The 17,221-nt window shown below is 73.8% G+C and carries 18 protein-coding genes; 14 read left to right on the plus strand and 4 right to left on the minus strand.

Features of this window, described 5'->3' with window-relative positions; all coding sequences use genetic code 11:
* Positions 1-303 precede the first annotated feature (303 nt).
* From hrcA to E1165_RS22240, 10 genes are all read left to right on the plus strand, one after another.
* Positions 304-1,326: a heat-inducible transcriptional repressor HrcA gene (hrcA, locus tag E1165_RS22195; protein ID WP_132393697.1), complete on the plus strand. Its 1,023-nt coding sequence runs from the start codon at positions 304-306 to the stop codon at positions 1,324-1,326.
* Between the two features lie 75 nt (positions 1,327-1,401).
* Complete coding sequence (gene dnaJ, locus E1165_RS22200; protein ID WP_207917005.1) at positions 1,402-2,544, plus strand: molecular chaperone DnaJ; 1,143 nt, start codon at positions 1,402-1,404, stop codon at positions 2,542-2,544.
* Positions 2,545-3,279: a 16S rRNA (uracil(1498)-N(3))-methyltransferase gene (locus tag E1165_RS22205; protein ID WP_132393699.1), complete on the plus strand. Its 735-nt coding sequence runs from the start codon at positions 2,545-2,547 to the stop codon at positions 3,277-3,279.
* A 58-nt stretch (positions 3,280-3,337) separates the two neighbouring features.
* Positions 3,338-3,688, plus strand: coding sequence for a histidine triad nucleotide-binding protein (locus tag E1165_RS22210; protein ID WP_132393700.1), 351 nt, complete (start codon positions 3,338-3,340; stop codon positions 3,686-3,688).
* A gap of 275 nt (positions 3,689-3,963) precedes the next feature.
* Positions 3,964-5,022 carry a PhoH family protein gene (locus E1165_RS22215; RefSeq protein WP_132393701.1) on the plus strand — a complete coding sequence of 353 codons (1,059 nt, stop codon included), beginning with the start codon at positions 3,964-3,966 and terminating at the stop codon, positions 5,020-5,022.
* A gap of 14 nt (positions 5,023-5,036) precedes the next feature.
* Positions 5,037-5,510, plus strand: a complete 474-nt coding sequence (ybeY, locus tag E1165_RS22220) for an rRNA maturation RNase YbeY (RefSeq protein ID WP_132393702.1) — start codon at positions 5,037-5,039, stop codon at positions 5,508-5,510.
* Positions 5,486-6,889 carry a hemolysin family protein gene (locus tag E1165_RS22225; RefSeq protein WP_207917006.1) on the plus strand — a complete coding sequence of 468 codons (1,404 nt, stop codon included), beginning with the start codon at positions 5,486-5,488 and terminating at the stop codon, positions 6,887-6,889. Before ybeY ends, E1165_RS22225 begins: the two co-directional genes overlap by 25 nt.
* The gene (locus tag E1165_RS22230) at positions 6,882-7,268 is read left to right on the plus strand and encodes a cytidine deaminase (RefSeq protein WP_132393704.1); all 387 of its coding nucleotides are present in this window, start codon (positions 6,882-6,884) and stop codon (positions 7,266-7,268) included. Before E1165_RS22225 ends, E1165_RS22230 begins: the two co-directional genes overlap by 8 nt.
* Positions 7,265-8,164: a GTPase Era gene (gene era / locus E1165_RS22235; RefSeq protein WP_132393705.1), complete on the plus strand. Its 900-nt coding sequence runs from the start codon at positions 7,265-7,267 to the stop codon at positions 8,162-8,164. The genes E1165_RS22230 and era overlap by 4 nt, the downstream gene beginning before the upstream one ends.
* A gap of 217 nt (positions 8,165-8,381) precedes the next feature.
* Complete coding sequence (locus E1165_RS22240) at positions 8,382-9,584, plus strand: acyltransferase (RefSeq protein ID WP_132393706.1); 1,203 nt, start codon at positions 8,382-8,384, stop codon at positions 9,582-9,584.
* On the opposite strand, the gene E1165_RS22245 is transcribed toward E1165_RS22240, so the two are convergent.
* Positions 9,565-10,341, minus strand: a complete 777-nt coding sequence (locus E1165_RS22245; protein ID WP_132393707.1) for a DUF4097 family beta strand repeat-containing protein — start codon at positions 10,339-10,341, stop codon at positions 9,565-9,567. The two genes, E1165_RS22240 and E1165_RS22245, sit on opposite strands and share 20 nt — an antisense overlap.
* A gap of 100 nt (positions 10,342-10,441) precedes the next feature.
* Here E1165_RS22245 and recO point away from each other — a divergent pair, with 100 nt between their 5' ends.
* The 3 genes from recO (at position 10,442) to E1165_RS22260 (ending at position 12,388) form a co-directional block, all read left to right on the plus strand.
* Positions 10,442-11,308 (plus strand): DNA repair protein RecO, encoded by an 867-nt coding sequence (gene recO / locus E1165_RS22250; RefSeq protein WP_132393708.1) that lies wholly within the window; start codon positions 10,442-10,444, stop codon positions 11,306-11,308.
* A 32-nt stretch (positions 11,309-11,340) separates the two neighbouring features.
* Complete coding sequence (locus E1165_RS22255; RefSeq protein ID WP_207917007.1) at positions 11,341-12,117, plus strand: isoprenyl transferase; 777 nt, start codon at positions 11,341-11,343, stop codon at positions 12,115-12,117.
* A gap of 85 nt (positions 12,118-12,202) precedes the next feature.
* The gene (locus tag E1165_RS22260) at positions 12,203-12,388 is read left to right on the plus strand and encodes a hypothetical protein (protein WP_132268463.1); all 186 of its coding nucleotides are present in this window, start codon (positions 12,203-12,205) and stop codon (positions 12,386-12,388) included.
* Between the two features lie 198 nt (positions 12,389-12,586).
* Here E1165_RS22260 and gndA read toward each other — a convergent pair whose 3' ends face one another.
* Positions 12,587-14,029 (minus strand): NADP-dependent phosphogluconate dehydrogenase, encoded by a 1,443-nt coding sequence (gene gndA / locus E1165_RS22265; protein ID WP_132393710.1) that lies wholly within the window; start codon positions 14,027-14,029, stop codon positions 12,587-12,589.
* A gap of 485 nt (positions 14,030-14,514) precedes the next feature.
* Between gndA and E1165_RS22270 the strand changes: the two genes are divergently transcribed.
* Positions 14,515-14,754 carry a hypothetical protein gene (locus E1165_RS22270; protein ID WP_132393711.1) on the plus strand — a complete coding sequence of 80 codons (240 nt, stop codon included), beginning with the start codon at positions 14,515-14,517 and terminating at the stop codon, positions 14,752-14,754.
* Positions 14,755-14,897: 143 nt separating this feature from the next.
* Here E1165_RS22270 and E1165_RS22275 read toward each other — a convergent pair whose 3' ends face one another.
* The gene (locus E1165_RS22275) at positions 14,898-15,698 is read right to left on the minus strand and encodes an energy-coupling factor transporter transmembrane protein EcfT (RefSeq protein WP_132393712.1); all 801 of its coding nucleotides are present in this window, start codon (positions 15,696-15,698) and stop codon (positions 14,898-14,900) included.
* Positions 15,695-17,110, minus strand: a complete 1,416-nt coding sequence (locus E1165_RS22280; protein WP_132393713.1) for an ABC transporter ATP-binding protein — start codon at positions 17,108-17,110, stop codon at positions 15,695-15,697. The genes E1165_RS22275 and E1165_RS22280 overlap by 4 nt, the downstream gene beginning before the upstream one ends.
* Between the last annotated feature and the right edge of the window lie 111 nt (positions 17,111-17,221).

The following is a 17,221-nucleotide window of genomic DNA, read 5'->3' on the forward strand; positions in this document are numbered from 1 at the left end:
CGGGGGAGGAGCCGAAAGGGGCGGTGGGCTCGTCGGAGCCGCCGGCACCGGGAGGGCGAGGTGGTTCGGTCATGGACGTCACGGTAGGGGCTGCCGGCAAGGGGCACCAGGGTGACGCCGCCGCTGATGTCCGGATGAGGGGCCCTGGTGCGCCGTCCGGCCGGCGGGCCGCACCGGTGGTCCGTCGCTGATCATCGCGTCGGCGCGAGCGCCGACGTAGACTGGCACTCGGTACAGTCGAGTGCCAGAGCGCTCGCCCGGGGCCCGGCGGCTCCGGGCCGACGTGCGTCAGGAGGTGGGGAGATGGGTCTCGACGACCGCAAGCTCGCCGTGCTGCGCGCGATCGTCGAGGACTACGTCGCCACGCAGGAACCGGTCGGCAGCAAGGCCCTGGTCGAGCGGCACCAGCTCGGGGTCTCGCCGGCCACGGTGCGCAACGACATGGCCGTGCTGGAGGAGGAGGGCTACATCCGGCAGCCGCACACCAGCGCCGGCCGGGTGCCCACCGACCGCGGCTACCGCCTCTTCGTCGACCGGCTCTCCCGGGTCAAGCCGCTCAGCCCCGCCGAGCGGCGGGCGATCGAGCGTTTCCTCGTCGGCGCGGTCGACCTGGACGACGTGGTCCACCGCACGGTCCGGCTGCTGGCCCAGCTCACCCGCCAGGTCGCGGTGGTGCAGTACCCGTCGCTGGCCCGTTCCTCGGTGCGTCACCTGGAGCTGGTGCCGATCTCCACCACCCGGCTGATGCTGGTCATGATCGCCGACACCGGGCGGGTCGAGCAGCGGCTGGTCGAACTGCCCGCCCCGGTCCCGGCCGACGACGTCACCGCCCTGCGCCGGCTGGTCAACGAGAAGCTGGTCGGCAGCCGGCTCTCGGAGACCCCGCCCCTGGTGCAGGCTCTGGTGGAGGAGTCTCCCTCGCACCTGCGCCCCGCCATGACCACGCTCTCCACCGTGCTGCTGGAGACGCTGGTCGAGCGGCACGAGGAGCGCATCGCGCTGGCTGGCACGGCCAACCTGACCCGGGGCGGTTTGCTGGACTTCCAGGGTTCGCTGCGGCCCATCCTCGAGGCGTTGGAGGAGGAGGTGGTGCTCCTCAAGCTCATCGGCGAGGCCGAGCCGAGCACGACCCGGGTGCTGATCGGCGACGAGAACGAGATCGACAACCTGCGTGCCGCCTCGGTGGTCAGCACCGGCTACGGCCCGGGTGCGACCATCGTCGGCGGTCTCGGGGTTCTCGGCCCCACCCGGATGGACTACCCCGGCACCATCGCCACGGTGAGGGCCGTGGCACGCTACGTGGGCGAGCTGCTGGCCCAGAACTGACGCAATCCAGGGCCCGGAGCCGGCTCCGGGCGACGACCGGCGCAACGTGAGACGAACATGAGGACACCGAACGCAGTGGCCAGGGACTACTACGGCATTCTCGGCGTGAGCCGGGAGGCCTCCGACGACGAGATCAAGCGCGCCTACCGCAAGCTGGCGCGCCAGTTCCACCCGGACGTGAATCCGGATCCGGAGGCACAGGAGAAGTTCAAGGACATCAACGCCGCGTACGAGGTCCTCTCGGACGACCGGAAGCGGCAGATCGTCGACCTGGGCGGCGACCCGCTGGCCCCGGGCGGGGGCGCCGGCGGCCCGGGCGGCCCGGGCGGGGCCGGCCCGTTCGTCGGCTTCCAGGACATCATGGACGCCTTCTTCGGTGGAGCCGCTGGTGGCGCCCGGGGACCGCGCCCGCGTACCCGACCCGGCGCCGACGCCATCCTGCGGCTCGAGCTGGATCTGCACGAGACCGCCTTCGGCGTCGAGGCGCCGATCACCGTCGACACCGCCGTGCTCTGCACCACCTGCTCCGGCGCGGGCACCGCGGCCGGCACCCACCTGGCCACCTGCGAGGCGTGCGGCGGCCGGGGCGAGGTGCAGTCGGTGCAGCGCACCTTCCTCGGTCAGGTGGTCTCCGCCCGGCCGTGCACGGTCTGCCAGGGCTACGGCACCACCATCCCGCACCCCTGCCCGACCTGCGCCGGCGACGGCCGGGTGCGCACCCGCCGGTCGCTGACGGTCAAGATCCCGGCCGGGGTGGAGGACGGCATGCGGATCCGGCTGGCCCAGCAGGGCGAGGTCGGCCCGGGCGGCGGCACCGCCGGCGACCTGTACGTGGAAATCCACGAACGGCCGCACGACGTGTACTCCCGCAAGGGCGACGACCTGCACTGCCGGGTCACCGTGCCGATGACCGCCGCCGCGCTCGGCACCCGGCTGACCATCAAGACCCTCGACAGCGAGGAGACGGTGGACGTCAAGCCCGGCACCCAGCCGGGCAGCACGCTGCGGCTGCGCGCCCGGGGTGTGCCGCACCTGCGCGGCACCGGCCGCGGCGACCTCTACGTCCACCTCGACGTGCGGACCCCGACCAAGCTCGACGCCGACCAGGAGCGGATGCTGCGCGAGTTCGCCAAGACCCGGGGCGAGGAGGTCGCCGAGCTGACCAAGCAGGGCGGCTTCTTCTCCCGGATGCGCGACGCCTTCAACGGGCACGCCTGAGTGTCCGCGTCGCTGTTCCTGGTCGAGGCGCTGCCCACCGGTGACACGGTGACCCTGGACGGCCCGGAGGGACACCACGCGGCCACCGTCCAGCGGCTGCGCGTCGGCGAGGAGCTGCTGCTGGCCGACGGCCGGGGCGGCACGGCCACCGCCGTGGTCGTCGCCGTCGGTCGGGGCACCCTCGACCTGCGGGTCACCGCCCGGGGGTACGTCGACGCCGACGTTCCCCGGCTGGTCGTGGTGCAGGGCATCGCCAAGGGTGACCGGGGCGAGCTGGCCGTGCAGGCGATGACCGAGGTCGGGGTGGACGAGATCGTGCCCTGGGCGGCGTCGCGCTCGGTGACGCAGTGGCGCGGCGACCGGGGCGTACGGGCCCGGGAGAAGTGGGTCGCCACCGCCCGGGAGGCGGCCAAGCAGGCCCGCCGCCCGTGGCTGCCGGTGGTGGCCGGCGCCCCGGACGAGTCCACCGCCACCGTGGCCCGGCGGATCGCCGGGGCGGGTGCCGCATTCGTGCTGCACGAGGAGGCCCAGGACCGGCTGACCACCGTTGAGCTGCCCGACACCGGCGAGATCGTGCTGGTGGTGGGTCCCGAGGGCGGGATCGCCCCGGCGGAGCTGAGCGCCTTCACCGAGGCCGGCGCCCGGCCGGTCCGCCTCGGCCCCTCGGTGCTGCGTACGTCCACCGCCGGCGTGGCCGCGCTGACCGTCCTCGCCACCCGTCTCGCCCGCTGGTGACGCACCGCAGAGGTGGGTGACGGCGGGCGAGCCGGCCGGCACGGCTTACCATGCCCCGATGGGATCCGACTGCCTGTTCTGCCGCATCGTCGCCGGCGAGATCCCGGCGACCATCGTCCGGGAAACCGACCGGACCCTCGCCTTCCGTGACATCGACCCGAAGGCGCCGGTGCACGTGCTGGTCATCCCGAAGGAGCACTACGCCGACGTGGCCACGCTCGGGCAGGGTGACCCGGCGCTCGCCGGTGAGGTGCTGGCCACGGCCGCCGCCGTGGCCGAGGACGAGGGGCTGCTCGGCGACGGCTTCCGGCTGATGTTCAACACCGGCGGGTACGGCGGGCAGGAGGTCTTCCACGTGCACGCGCACCTGCTCGGTGGCGCGCCGCTGGGCCCGATGCTCGCCCGCTGACCGCCTGCGTTCGGGTGTTGCCTTCAGCCGCGCCGTTCGAGCGCCTGGCGGGATGTGGCGACCCGGCGCTGTCGGAGTCGATCGAGCGGCCGGGCTGGGCGGGGTGCGCTGCCGGCTGTGGCCGGCGGTGCGTTCGCTCCGCTCCGCCGGAGGCGGAAATGGACCGGGTGCCCCCGGCGCGGAACGGATACCATGGGTGCAACGTCCGCACGCCGCGCCAGCAGGGCCGGCACCGAGATCGGAAGCAGGTGGCACAGGGCCCGACGGCCCGAGCTATGACCGGCACCCCACCTCCCGGCCCGCCCCGGGTGCAGACCAGGATCACGGTCCCCGACCCCAAGATCATGGTGAACCTGCTCGGCGCGGGCGACGAGATTCTGCGGCTCGTCGAACGCTCGGTCAACAGTGACGTGCACGTGCGCGGCAACGAGGTGACCATCACCGGCGCGCCCGCCGACAACGCCCTCGCCGAGCGCCTCTTCAGCGAGCTGCTCGAACTGATCGAGAAAGGCGAGACCCTGACCACCGACGCCGTCCGGCGTACCGTCGGCATGCTCGAGCAGGGCAGCGCCGAGCGGCCCGCCGAGGTCCTCACCCTCAACATTCTCTCCCGGCGCGGGCGCACCATCCGTCCCAAGACCCTCGGGCAGAAGAAGTACGTCGACGCGATCGACGCGCACACCATCGTCTTCGGCATCGGCCCGGCCGGCACCGGCAAGACCTACCTGGCGATGGCCAAGGCCGTGCAGGCGCTCCAGGCCAAGCAGGTCAACCGGATCATCCTCACCCGGCCGGCGGTCGAGGCGGGGGAGCGGCTGGGCTTCCTGCCGGGCACCCTCAACGAGAAGATCGACCCGTACCTGCGCCCGCTCTACGACGCGCTGCACGACATGCTCGACCCGGAGTCCATCCCGAAGCTGATGGCCGCCGGCACGATCGAGGTGGCGCCGCTGGCGTACATGCGCGGTAGGACCCTCAACGACGCGTTCATCATTCTCGACGAGGCGCAGAACACCACGCCCGAGCAGATGAAGATGTTCCTCACCCGGCTCGGCTTCGGTTCCAAGATCGTGGTGACCGGTGACGTCACCCAGGTGGACCTCCCGGGCGGGACGACCAGCGGCCTGCGGATGGTCCGGGACATCCTGGCGGGTGTCGAGGACGTGCACTTCGCTCCGCTGTCCAGCTCCGACGTGGTCCGGCACAAGCTGGTCGGGGAGATCGTCGACGCGTACGCCCGCTGGGACGCCGAGCGGGAGAACCAGCAGGCGCAGGGCGTGCACGCCGTGCCTGGGCGGACCGCCCAGGGCGGCCGGGCCGGCCGGCGCCGCTAATGACAGAGGAAGACATGTCCATCGAGATCGCCAACGAGTCCGGCGTCGACGTCGACACCGACGCCGTGCTCGCCGTCGCCCGGCACGCCCTCGACGAGATGGGGGTAAACCCCCTCGCCGAGCTCTCCGTGCTGCTGGTCGACATCGACTACATGACCGAGCTGAACCACCGCTGGATGGGCGGGGACGGGCCGACGGACGTGCTCGCCTTCCCGATGGACGAGGGCAGCGTCGACCACGGCCCGGGCGAGAGCGTCCCGGCCGGCGGCGAGCCGGCCCTGCTCGGTGACATCGTGCTCTGCCCTGAGGTGGCCGCCAAGCAGGCCGCCACCGCCGGGCACTCCCCGGCCGACGAGCTGCACCTGCTCACCGTGCACGGCGTGCTGCACCTGCTCGGGTACGACCACGCCGAGCCGGAGGAGGAGCGCGAGATGTTCGGGCTCCAGGCGCGACTGCTGGCCAGCTGGCGGTCGACGCGGTCCCGGTGATGGACACTCTCGCGGCGGTTCCGACAGCGGGGCTGCCCGACCTTCAGTTGATCTTCTTCGCCGCCGGCCTGGTGGTGCTCGCCGGCCTGATCGCGATGACCGAGGCGGCGCTGGCCGCCGTTTCCCCGGCGCGGGCCGCCGAGCTGGCCCGGGACGGCGCCCGCGGCGCGGGCACCCTCCAGGCGGTGGCCGGTGACGTGGTGCGCCACCTCAACCTGCTGCTCCTGCTCCGGCTGCTCGCCGAGTTGACCGCCACCACGCTGGTGGCGCTGGTCGCGGTGGACACCTTCGGTGCGGGCTGGCGGGCGGCGCTGGTCACCGCCGGCGCGATGACCGTGGTCAGCTTCGTGGTGGTCGGCGTGGCTCCGCGCACCCTCGGCCGGCAGCACGCGTACGCCGTCGGTCGGGCGGTCGCGCCGCTGGTGCGCTGGCTGGGCCGGGCGCTCAACCCGCTCGCCTCGCTGCTGATCCTGATCGGCAACGCGGTCACCCCGGGACGCGGCTTCCGGGAGGGCCCGTTCGCCACCCAGGTGGAGCTACGCGAGCTGGTCGACCTGGCCGAGCAGCGCGGCGTCGTGGAGCACGGCGAGCGGCAGATGATCCACTCGGTCTTCGCCCTCGGTGACACCATCGCCCGGGAGGTGATGGTGCCGCGAACCGAGATGGTGTGGATAGAGGAGGGCAAGACGCTCTCCCAGGCGCTGGCGCTCTTCCTGCGCTCCGGCTTCTCGCGGATCCCGGTGATCGGCGAGAGCGTCGACGACGTGCTCGGCGTGCTCTACCTCAAGGACCTGATCCGGCGTACCCGTGGCGGCGACCCGCGCGACCACCAGACCCCGGTGCGGGAGCTGATGCGGCCGGCGACCTTCGTGCCCGAGTCCAAGCCGGTCGACGACCTGCTGTCGGAGATGCAGGCCGCCCGCAACCACCTGGTCATCGTCGTCGACGAGTACGGCGGCACCGGCGGTCTGGTCACCATCGAGGACATCCTGGAGGAGATCGTCGGTGAGATCACCGACGAGTACGATGTCGAACGCCCGCCGGTCGAGCACCTGGCGGACGGGTCGGTGCGGGTGACCGCCCGGCTCCCGGTGGAGAATCTGGGCGAGCTGTTCGACACCGAGCTGCCCACCGACGAGGTGGAGACGGTCGGCGGCCTGCTGGCCCAGGCCCTGGGCCGGGTGCCGATCCCCGGCGCGCACGCCGAGGTGGCCGGGTTGCGCCTGCTCGCCGAGGGCACCACCGGCCGGCGCAACCGGATCGACACCGTGCTGGTCAGCCGGGTCGAGCCGGGTGACCGCCCGTCGGGGCGCGGCGAGTCCGCCGAGTCCCGCACCAACCAGACCCGAACCGAGGAGAGGCAACCCGCCGATGCCTGAGTCAGCCGCCGTACCGGCCGCCCGGCCCACCCCGTCCGATCCGGCCGCGCTGAGCGCCGAGGACGGCAAGCTGGTCGTCCTGGCCCGGGGCGCCCGGGGCCGGGTGGGCGCCGTGGAGGGCGCGGCGGTCCGCGACCAGGACGGCCGGACGTACGCCGCGGCGAGCGTCGCGTTGCCGTCGCTGACCATCACCGCGCTTCAGCTCGCGGTCGCCTCCGCCGTCGCGGCCGGGGCCACCCGGTTGGAGGCGGCCGTGGTGGTGACCGAGGCGTCGACGCTGGACGGGGCGGGGCACGCCGCCGTGCGGGACCTCTCCGCCGACGCGCCGATCCACGTCGCCGCGCCGGACGGCACGGTTCTCGGCACGGTGGTCGAGTGACCGCCGACCTGGGGCAGCGTCCGTACCGGGCGGGGTTCGCCTGTTTCGTGGGGCGGCCCAACGCGGGCAAGTCGACGCTGACCAACGCGATCGTCGGTCAGAAGATCGCGATCACCTCGAGCAAGCCGCAGACCACCCGGCACGTGATCCGGGCCGTGCTGCACCGGCCGGACTCCCAGCTCGTCCTGGTCGACACGCCGGGCCTGCACCGCCCCCGTACGCTGCTCGGCGAGCGACTGAACGACCTGGTCCGCTCGACCTGGAGCGAGGTCGACGTGATCGGGCTCTGCATCCCGGCCGACGAGCCGATCGGTCGGGGCGACCGGTTCATCAGCGGCGAGCTCGCCGAGCTGAAGGCCACCGTGCTGGCCGTGGTGACCAAGACCGACCTAGTGGACCGCAGGCGTCTGGCCGAGCAGTTGCTGGCGGTCAGCGAGCTGGGCGAGTTCGCCGACGTGGTGCCGGTCAGCGCCGTCTCGGGGCACCAGGTCGACACCCTGGTCGACGTGATGACCGGTTACCTGCCGCCGTCGCCGCAGCTCTACCCGGACGACATGCTCACCGACGACCCGGAGCAGGTGCTGGTCGCCGAGCTGATCCGGGAGGCGGCCCTGGAGGGGGTCCGCGACGAGTTGCCGCACTCCATCGCGGTGGTGGTCGAGGAGATGATTCCCGAGGGCCAGGTCATGAAGATCTACGCCGACGTGTACGTCGAACGGCCCAGCCAGAAGGCGATCGTCATCGGGCACCGGGCCAGCCGGCTCAAGGACGTGGGCACCCGTGCCCGCCGGCAGATCGAGGAACTGCTCGGTACCCGGGTCTACCTCGACCTGCACGTGCGGGTGGCGAAGGACTGGCAGCGGGATCCGAAGCAGCTGCGCAAGCTCGGCTTCTGACGCCGGCTCGGCAGCCGCCTCCACGCGACCCGTACGCGATGGCGGTGACGGCGTCGTGGGCCAGGCGTGCCGGTACCGCGCACGGGTGCGACGTCGTCGTGCGACCCCCCGCCGTATGGGAATCTTCACTTTTGTCGCGGTGAGGCGCGGGTTTCACAGGATCGGGACGCAGGGTAGGGAACGTTTGACCCCTGCCCCCTGACATAGATGCAGGCTGATGCGTAATCGATACCTGGACCTGCTCCGCGCCCTGGCCGTCATCCGCGTCGTCGTCTACCACGTCACCGGGCTCGCCACGCTGACGCTGGTCTTCCCGGCGATGTCGGTGATGTTCGCGCTCGCCGGCTCGCTGATGGCGGCCTCCCTCGACCGGTCCGGAGTGCCCGCGGTGCCGCGCCGCCTGCGTCGGCTGCTGCCGTCGCTGTGGGTGGTGGCGGCGATCTTCGTGCCGGCCATGCTGCTCACCGGGCTGGTGCTCACCCCGAGGGTGCTGCTCTGGCTCTTTCCGGTCGCGGACCCGCCGGCCAACTACTGGGGGGCGCTGGCACTCAGCCCGATCTGGTACCTGCGCGACTACCTGTGGTTCGTGCTCGCCTCGCCGGTGGCGTTGTGGCTGTTCCGGCGCGCACCCCTGCCCACCCTGCTGGCCCCGTACGCCCTGCTCGTCGCCGTCGAGTCCGGCGTCCTGGCCACCGCGTCCCCCGTGGCGCACCACTTCGGTCTCTACTTCGGCGCCTGGCTGCTCGGCTTCGCCCACCACGACGGCATGCTGCGGCGGCTGGCCAACCGGGTGCTGGTCCCGGCGGCGCTGGCCCTCGGCGCGGCCGGCGGCGCGTGGATCCTCACCCACCCCGGCCCGCGCGGGTACGACCTCAACGACATCCCGCTGGGCAACGCGCTCTGGTCGGCCGCGTTCATCCTGCTGATGATCGGCCGCGCGCCGGACGCCGCCGCCTGGGTCGACCGCAGCCGGCTGGTCAGCCGGCTGGTGACCCTGGTCAACCGGCGGGCCCTGACGATCTACCTCTGGCACATGCCGTTCGTGGTGCTGCTCACCCCCATGGTGGGGCTGGTCGGCTGGACCGACCGCGACCCGGTCGGGCTGGCCGTCCGGGTGGCGCTGGTCTTCGCCCTGGTCGGCGTCGTCGCCCTGCTGGTCGGCTGGGTGGAGGACATCGCCGCCCGCCGCCGGCCCGAACTGCTCCCCGGTGGCCGACCCCGGACCGTCACGGCCCCTTCGGCGGCAACCGGCCAGACCGGCGTGGCCGGCCCCCCGGAGATGCCGACGAGCCCTCCGCCCGCCGGCGCGAGGCTCGGGCCGCTGGTCCCCGTGGGCACGGTCGGACGGGCGGTGGCTCCGAGCCCGCGTCGGGCCGCCGCCGACAGCCCCACCGTCGACCTCAACGCTGGCCGAGGGTGACGTTCCCGCTGCCGGTGCTCAGGTCGAGCAGCAGGGAGGCACCGGGATCGTGCCGTACCCCCAGGTCGGCCTCGCCGGAGCCGGTGCTGGATTGCACCCGGTACCGCCCGGCGGGCACCGCCAGCGTCACGTCCCCGCTGGAGGCGTGCGCCCGCGCCGAGGCGGGCCGGTCCAGGTCGAGGGTGACGTCGCCGGAGCCGGTCTCCGCGTCCACCTCACCGCCGAGCCGGTCGCCGGCGATGTCACCGGAGGAGGCGCGCAGCCGCGTCGGGCTGGCCACGTCGGTCACCGCGATGTTGCCCGAGCCGGTCTCGGCGCGGACCGGACCGGTGGCGGAGGTGATCCGGATCGTGCCGGAGCCCAGCACGAAGTCGACCGTGCCGACCTTGGTCAGCGTGACGTCGCCCGAGCCGGTCTCGCCCCGGACCGTGACGCCCTCCGGCGCGGTCACCTCGTACGACACCGAGCAGTGGGGACCGCACCGGGCGTCGAGCACCAACTCGTCACCCCGGATCTCGTACGTGCGGCCCGGCTGGTCGCCGTGGTAGCGCAGCACCCGTCTGATGCGTACCTCGGTTGCCTTGCCGGTCGCCCGCACCACCACGTCTCCCGAGCCCGGCCGCACCGTCACCGTGCCGATCCGGACCGCCTCGGTCTGGTCGAACTCCAGCTCCCGGAACGCGAGCGTGTCACACCCGGCGGTGAGGACGAGAGCGGTGGCCGCGCCCAGGGCCACGGTGCTGCGGAGGAGAGCCATGATGGTCAACCTACGGCCGGTGCGTCCCGGGCACATCCGGGATGCGGTCGGGTCCACCCCGAACCGACCCTGACTTCCCACCCCGAGGGAGAATGGCCCGATGGCCGGGTACCGCCGACAGCTCTACCGCGACGACGCGGTGGTCCTGCGCGTGCAGAAACTGGGCGAGTCGGACCGGATCATCACGTTGCTGACCCGCCGGCACGGCCGGATCCGCGCGGTGGCCCGGGGGGTGCGGCGCACCACCAGCAGGTTCGGCGCCCGGCTGGAGCCGTTCGGTCACGTCGACCTTCAGCTCGCCGGTGACCCGAAGGGCAACCAGGGCAGCTCGTTGCACACCGTCAGCCAGGTCGAGGGGATCGACCTGTACGGCAAGCGGTTCCTCGGCGACTACCCCCGCTACACGGCGGCCAGCGCGATCGCCGAGACCGCCGAACGGCTCACCCCCGTCGAGCGGGAGCCGTCGCTGCGGCTGTTCCAGCTCACCCTCGGTGCGCTCAAGGCCCTCGCCCGGGGCGAGCACGCCACCACGCTGGTGCTCGACGCGTACCTGCTGCGCGGGATGGCCCTCGCCGGCTGGGCGCCGGCGCTGATCGCCTGCGCGGTCTGCGGCACGCCGGGGCGGCACCGGGCGTTCTCCGTGCCGGCCGGTGGCGCGGTCTGCCCGGACTGCCGGCCCCCCGGCGCGGCCCATCCCGCCCCGGCCACCATCGACCTGATGTCCGCGCTGACCAGCGGTGACTGGGTGGTGGCCGACGCCACCGACACCGGCGTACGCCGGGAGTGCAGCGGCCTGGTCGCGGCGCACCTGCAGTGGCACCTCGAGCGCGCGTTACGCTCGCTGCCGCTGGTCGACCGGGGCGCCCCGGCGACCGGCGCGGCCCCGCCGCCGGGTGTGGGGCCGGGTGCGGTCCCGCCGCGCGTCGGGCCCACCGCCGCCGCTGTGTTCAGGGAGAAGACCGAGTGATCCGATCGACGAGGGGCGTCCGACGCCAGCCGGTGCCACCGACTCCGCACCCGTCCGGCGCCCGGCCGCCGGCCCTGCCGGCCGACGCCCTGCCGAAGCACGTCGCGATCGTCATGGACGGCAACGGCAGGTGGGCCAAGGAACGCGGGCTGCCCCGTACGAAGGGTCACGAGCAGGGGGAGTTCAGCCTCTTCGACACCGTCGAGGGCGCCATCGAGCTGGGCATCCCCTACCTGTCCGCCTACGCGTTCTCCACCGAGAACTGGCGGCGCTCACCGGAGGAGGTCCGTTTCCTGATGGGCTTCAACCGCGACGTCATCCGCCGCCGCCGGGACCAGCTCGTCGACCTGGGCGTCCGGGTGCTCTGGTCGGGGCGGACCGGGCGACTGTGGAAGAGCGTCATCAGCGAGTTGCAGACCGCCGAGGAGATGTCCCGGGGCAACTCGACGCTGACCCTGCAGTTCTGCGTGAACTACGGCGGCCAGGCGGAGATCGCCGACGCCGCCGCGGCGATCGCCCGGGACGTGGCCGCCGGCCGGCTCGACCCGGCGAAGGTCAACGAGAAGACCGTGGCGCGGTACCTCTACCACCCGGAGGTTCCCGAGGTGGACCTCTTCCTCCGCCCCTCCGGCGAGGAGCGGATCTCCAACTTCCTGCTCTGGCAGACCGCGTACGCCGAGCTGGTCTTCCTCGACACCCTCTGGCCGGACTTCGACCGCCGCCACCTGTGGTACGCCTGCGAGCTGTACGCGCAGCGGGACCGCCGCTTCGGCGGGGCGCTGCCCAACCCGGTCGCCCCGCCGTCCTGACCCGGAAGGGGCGCGCCGGTCACGATTGGTGATCTCGGATCCGGGGTACCACCATCGCAGCAGCCGATCGCGGAGGTGAACCCACATGATGCAGAAGCGGATCGCCCAGTGGGCGGTCATGGCGGTCGCCGTGCCGCTGGCGGCAGCCGGTGCCCGACGGCTCAGCCACTCGCTGGAGGCCCGGCGCGGCCCCACCGGCGTGAGCCGCCTGCTGGCCAAGGGCGCGGACCTGCTGCGCCCCCAGAAGGCCAAGCGTCGCCGTTTCTGGTGACGCCCGTCCGACGCCGCCGCCCTCGCGCGGCGGCGGCGTCGTGTCCGTCCGGGGATGCTCCGGGCACCGAGTGCGGCATGTCGCGCTGTCCCGAGGACGGGATGGCACGACATGCCGCAGACATCGCCGCCGTGGCCCGCTGGACCGCATCCCGCCGGGCGGCGACCACCCGGTTGTCGGGCGCGGACCGGGCGGGTGTCAGCCCGCCACTTCGGAACGGTCGCCGGCCCAGAGGGTGTGGAAGGTGCCCTCCCGGTCGACCCGGCGGTAGGTGTGCGCGCCGAAGTTGTCCCGCAGCCCCTGGATCAGCGCCGCCGGCAGCCGCTCCGCGCGCAGCGCGTCGAAGTACGCCAGCGACGAGGAGAACGCCGGGGTGGGCACGCCGACGCGGGCCGCGTCGGCGACCACCCGCCGCCAGCTCGGCACGCCGTCGCTGACCGCGTCGGCGAAGTACGGCGCCACCAGCAGCGTCGGCAGCTCCGGCTGCTCGTCGTACGCCTCGCGGATGCGGTCCAGGAAGCGGGCCCGGATGATGCAGCCGCCGCGCCAGATGGTGGCGGTGCCGCCCAGGTCGATGTTCCAGTCGTACTCGCGGCTGCCGGCGCGGATGTGGTCGAAGCCCTGCGCGTACGCCACGATCTTGCTGGCCAGCAACGCGCGCCGTACATCCTCGACGAAGGTCTCCCGGTCGTCGACCTGCCACTTCCCGCCCGCGTCGCCGAAGGCGCGGCGGGCGGCCTCGCGCTGGCCGGCGTGGCCGGACAGCGACCGGGCGAACGTCGCCTCGGCGATGCCGGTGATCGGGATGCCGAGGTCCAGCGCGCTCTGCACGGTCCAGCGGCCGGTGCCCTTCTGCTCCGCCTGGTCGAGCACGATGTCGACGAACGCGCGGCCGGTCGCCGCGTCGGTGTGCGCCAGCACGTCGGCGGTGATCTCGATGAGGAACGAACCCAGCTCGCCGGCGTTCCACTCCCGGAAGATCTCCGCGATCTCCGCCGGGGTCGCCGCCAGCCCGGCCCGCAGCAGGTCGTACGCCTCGGCGATGAGCTGCATGTCGGCGTACTCGATGCCGTTGTGGACCATCTTCACGAAGTGGCCGGCGCCGTCCGGGCCGACGTGCCGGCAGCACGGCGTGCCGTCCACCTGCGCGGCGATCTTCTCGAACATCGGCCCGAGCTTCGCGTACGACTCGGCGGAGCCGCCGGGCATGATGCTCGGGCCGAGCAGCGCGCCCTCCTCGCCGCCGGAGACGCCTGTGCCGACGAAGTGCAGGCCGTGTTCGCGCAGCGTCTCCTCCCGCCGCCGGGTGTCGGCGAAGTGGGCGTTGCCGGCGTCGACGACGATGTCCCCCTCCTCGAGCAGCGGGACCAACTCGTCGATGACCGCGTCGGTGGGGGCGCCGGCCTTGACCATGACGATCACCGCACGGGGCCGTTCCAGCGAGGCGACGAAGTCGGCGAGGGACTCCGACGGCACGAAGGCGCCCTCGTCGCCGTGCTCGGCCACCAGACTGCGGGTGCGCTCCGGGGAGCGGTTGTGCACCGCCACGGTGAAGCCGTTGCGGGCCAGGTTCCGGGCCAGGTTGCGGCCCATCACCGCCAGCCCGGTCACCCCGATCTGCGCCGTCGCCTGCTGCGCCATGTATGTCCGCCCTTCTCGTACGCCGGTGGTGCTGCGACCGTATCGTGCCCAACCTCGCCCGGGGAGTGGACGTCGACGCTCGGTGATCGACGTGCCGCGCGACGTCGCCGCCGAGTGACGCCCGCCCACCGGGCACATGCCCCTGCTGACCTGCGGTGGTGAGGGTCGGGCGGGCCCGTCCCATGGTGGGCCCGCCCGGCGGTGGGCGCGGCACGGCCACCGAGCGTTCCCGTCTGGTGGACGCCCGCGCGGTTCCCGCCGGTAAATCGGATGCGCCCGCCGCCGGTCACCGTTACCGTTCGGGCATGCGCATCTGACGCCCCTCCTCCAGAGCCCGACCCGCCGTCGCCGCGGGTCCGTGAGCTCCGGGCGTCCGCGTTCCCTGCCAGGGGTCCTCTGTGGTCGGTCGCCCGGGTCGTTCCCTGCCCGCCGACCGCCCACCTGTGTCGGGTGGCGGTCCCCTGATCCGTAGCAGGAGGCAACCTATGCCCGCCAGACGCAACCCCAGGAAATCCCACCGCGCCCAGGTGGAGGTGAGCACGGCGGACCTCGACGCGCTCGCCGTGGCACCCGTCACCCCGGCCGCCCTGCCCGCCGACCGTTCCGGACTGCCGGTCGCGACCCGGGCCACGCCGACCCCGCCGCCGTCATCGGGCCGGTCGGTGCGCGGCGGCTCCACCACCGCCCGGGGGCAGGCCCGCCGGTACGCCTTCCGGCGCAGCTGACCGGCCCTGACGGCGGGCGCCGGCGGCCGGTTGCGGCCGTCGGCGCCCGCGGGTCGCCGGCGGCCGTGCCGGGTCGTTGCCACCGGCGGTCTCCCGGCCCGCGCCGGCGGCGACGGCCCCGGCGCGGGCCGGGAGACCGCCGGTCAGCCGAGCAGCGGGCGGAAGGTGCCCAGCGCGACGCTGACCGCCAACGCCCCGCCGGCCAGCACCGCCGCGCCCACCAGCAGCAGCCAGTCGGCCGGGCCGAAGTGCTGCCGGCGGGCGACCGTCCGGGGGGTGCCGGCGTCGAAGCCCCGGGCGTCCATCGCCACCGCGAGCCGGGTGCCCCGCCGGATGGCGGCGACCAGCAGGGCGAACGCGGTCGATCCGAACAGCCGCAGTCGGGCCAGCGGGTTGCGGCCGGCGTCCACGCCCCGCGCCCGGCGGGCGAGTCCGATCGTCTGCCACTCCTGACCGAGCAGTGGCACCAGCCGGAACGCGGCCAGCGCGCCGATGGCGAAGCGGGCCGGGGCCCTCGCGTTCTGGATCAGCGCGTCGGCCAGGTCGGTCGGGTCGGTGGTGGCGAAGACGATCACGCCGGGCAGCGCCACCGCGAACATCCGCAACACCAGGCCGAGCGCGGTGACCAGCACCCCTTCGGTCACCAGGACCGGCCCGACGTCCAGCAGCACCCGGCCGGAGTGGTCCGCGGCGAACAGCACCAGCGTGACCACGATCCCCACGCCGCTGACCAGCAGCGGCAACGCCCGCCGGGCCAGCACCCGGTACCGGACGCCGAACAGCGGCAGCAGCGCCAGTTCGACGGCGACGGCGATCGCCGGGGCCACCGGGTCCAGGGTGGCCACCAGGATGAACGAGAACACCAGCGCGGCGGCGAGCTTCGCCACCGGGTTGCGTCGGGCCAGCGGCGCGCCGGGTGCCGCGACGGGTGCCACGGCGATCACCTGCGCTCCAGGGTGACCGTGCGGTCGGCCAGGGCGGCGACGAAGTCCGCATCGTGGGTGACGGTGACGACGCCGTGCCCGCCGTCGCGCAGGTCGGCGAGGAGGTCCACCAGCTCCCGCCAGGTCCGCCGGTCCTGCCCGAAGGTCGGTTCGTCACAGATCAGCAGGCGGGGCGCGGTGGCCAGCGCGGTCGCCACGCTCAACCGCCGCGACTCCCCGCCGGAGAGGGTGAACGGGTTGGCACCGGCCAGTCTGGCCAGCCGCAGCCGTTCCAGCAGCGTGTCCACGGCAGCCCGTACCGCCGGTTCGGGCTGGCCGGTGCGGCGGGGGCCGAGCGCCAGTTCGTCGAAGACGGTGCCGGTGACGAACTGGTGTTCCGGATCCTGGAAGACCGAGCCGATCCGGCGGGTCAGCGCGGGCGCCCGCCACCGGTGCGGGGGAGTGCGGGCATCCGGTCCGGCCAGGGCCGAGGTGGCGGTCAGCCGGCCGACGCCGGGGCGCAGCAACCCGCCGAGCAACAGGGCCAGGGTGGACTTGCCGGCCCCGTTCGGGCCGAGCACGGCCAGCGCCTCGCCGGCGCGTACCCGGAGGTCGGTGGCCGCCAACCGGGGTGGCAGGCCGAGCCGTTCGGCGGCGAGCAGCACCTCCCCGGCGGGGGCGGCGGCGTGCCGGGGTGGCGTGGTGCGGCCCGGCACCCAGACCCCGTCGGCGTCGAGCGCGTCGCCGTGCGTGGCGAAGACCGTCTGGGGCGGGCCGTCGGCGCGGACCCCGCCGCCCGGCTCCAGGACCACCACCCGGTCCACCAGCGGCAGCGCGTCGGCGACCCGGTGCTCGACCAGGATCAGGGTGGTGTCGGCGTCCAGCGCGTCGGCGACCGCCCGCCGGACCAGGTCGGCGCCGGTCGGGTCGAGGTTGGCGGTCGGCTCGTCGAGCAGCAGCAGGCCGGGACGCAACGCCAGCGCGCCGGCCAGGGCCAGGCGCTGCTGCTCGCCGCCGGAGAGGGCGGCGGTGGGCCGGTCCCGGTCGTACGGGAAGCCGACCCGGCGCAGCGCGCTGTCCACCCGGGGCCAGATGGCCTCGGTCGGTACCCCGCGGTTCTCCAGCCCGAACGCCACGTCGTCGCCGCAGCGGGCCATCACCAACTGGGACTCCGGGTCCTGGAAGACGACACCGACCCGCTCGCGGGCGGTACGGGGGTCCAGGCCGTCGATCTCGACGATGCCCTCCCGCTCGCCGGAGTCCTGCGGCAGCAGCCCCGCCAGTGCCGCCAGCAGGGTGCTCTTGCCGGCCCCGGAGGGCCCCAGCAGCAGCACCCGCTCCCCGGCCGCGACGTCCAGGTCCACCCCGCGTACCGCCCAGTGCCGGCGGCCGGCGTGCCGCCACCCGAACCCCCGCAGCCGCACCGCGCTCACCGCCGTCCTCCCAACTCTCTGGTCGCGAGGTTGGCGGCGGCATGCGTGATCCCCATCGCCGCCAACCTCGTGACCAAGACGTTCGGTGGGGGTGGGGTCAGACGGCGGGGC

The organism is Micromonospora sp. KC723, assembly GCF_004348595.1.
Taxonomy (GTDB): Bacteria; Actinomycetota; Actinomycetes; order Mycobacteriales; family Micromonosporaceae; genus Micromonospora.

Coding starts and splice junctions, on each gene's coding strand:
- hrcA (WP_132393697.1), top strand. CDS start 304: ATGGGTCTCGACGACCGCAAGCTCGCCGTGCTGCGCGCGATCGTCGAG.
- E1165_RS22210 (WP_132393700.1), top strand. CDS start 3,338: ATGGGATCCGACTGCCTGTTCTGCCGCATCGTCGCCGGCGAGATCCCG.
- E1165_RS22215 (WP_132393701.1), top strand. CDS start 3,964: ATGACCGGCACCCCACCTCCCGGCCCGCCCCGGGTGCAGACCAGGATC.
- ybeY (WP_132393702.1), top strand. CDS start 5,037: ATGTCCATCGAGATCGCCAACGAGTCCGGCGTCGACGTCGACACCGAC.
- E1165_RS22230 (WP_132393704.1), top strand. CDS start 6,882: ATGCCTGAGTCAGCCGCCGTACCGGCCGCCCGGCCCACCCCGTCCGAT.
- E1165_RS22240 (WP_132393706.1), top strand. CDS start 8,382: ATGCGTAATCGATACCTGGACCTGCTCCGCGCCCTGGCCGTCATCCGC.
- E1165_RS22245 (WP_132393707.1), bottom strand. CDS start 10,341: ATGGCTCTCCTCCGCAGCACCGTGGCCCTGGGCGCGGCCACCGCTCTC.
- recO (WP_132393708.1), top strand. CDS start 10,442: ATGGCCGGGTACCGCCGACAGCTCTACCGCGACGACGCGGTGGTCCTG.
- E1165_RS22260 (WP_132268463.1), top strand. CDS start 12,203: ATGATGCAGAAGCGGATCGCCCAGTGGGCGGTCATGGCGGTCGCCGTG.
- gndA (WP_132393710.1), bottom strand. CDS start 14,029: ATGGCGCAGCAGGCGACGGCGCAGATCGGGGTGACCGGGCTGGCGGTG.
- E1165_RS22270 (WP_132393711.1), top strand. CDS start 14,515: ATGCCCGCCAGACGCAACCCCAGGAAATCCCACCGCGCCCAGGTGGAG.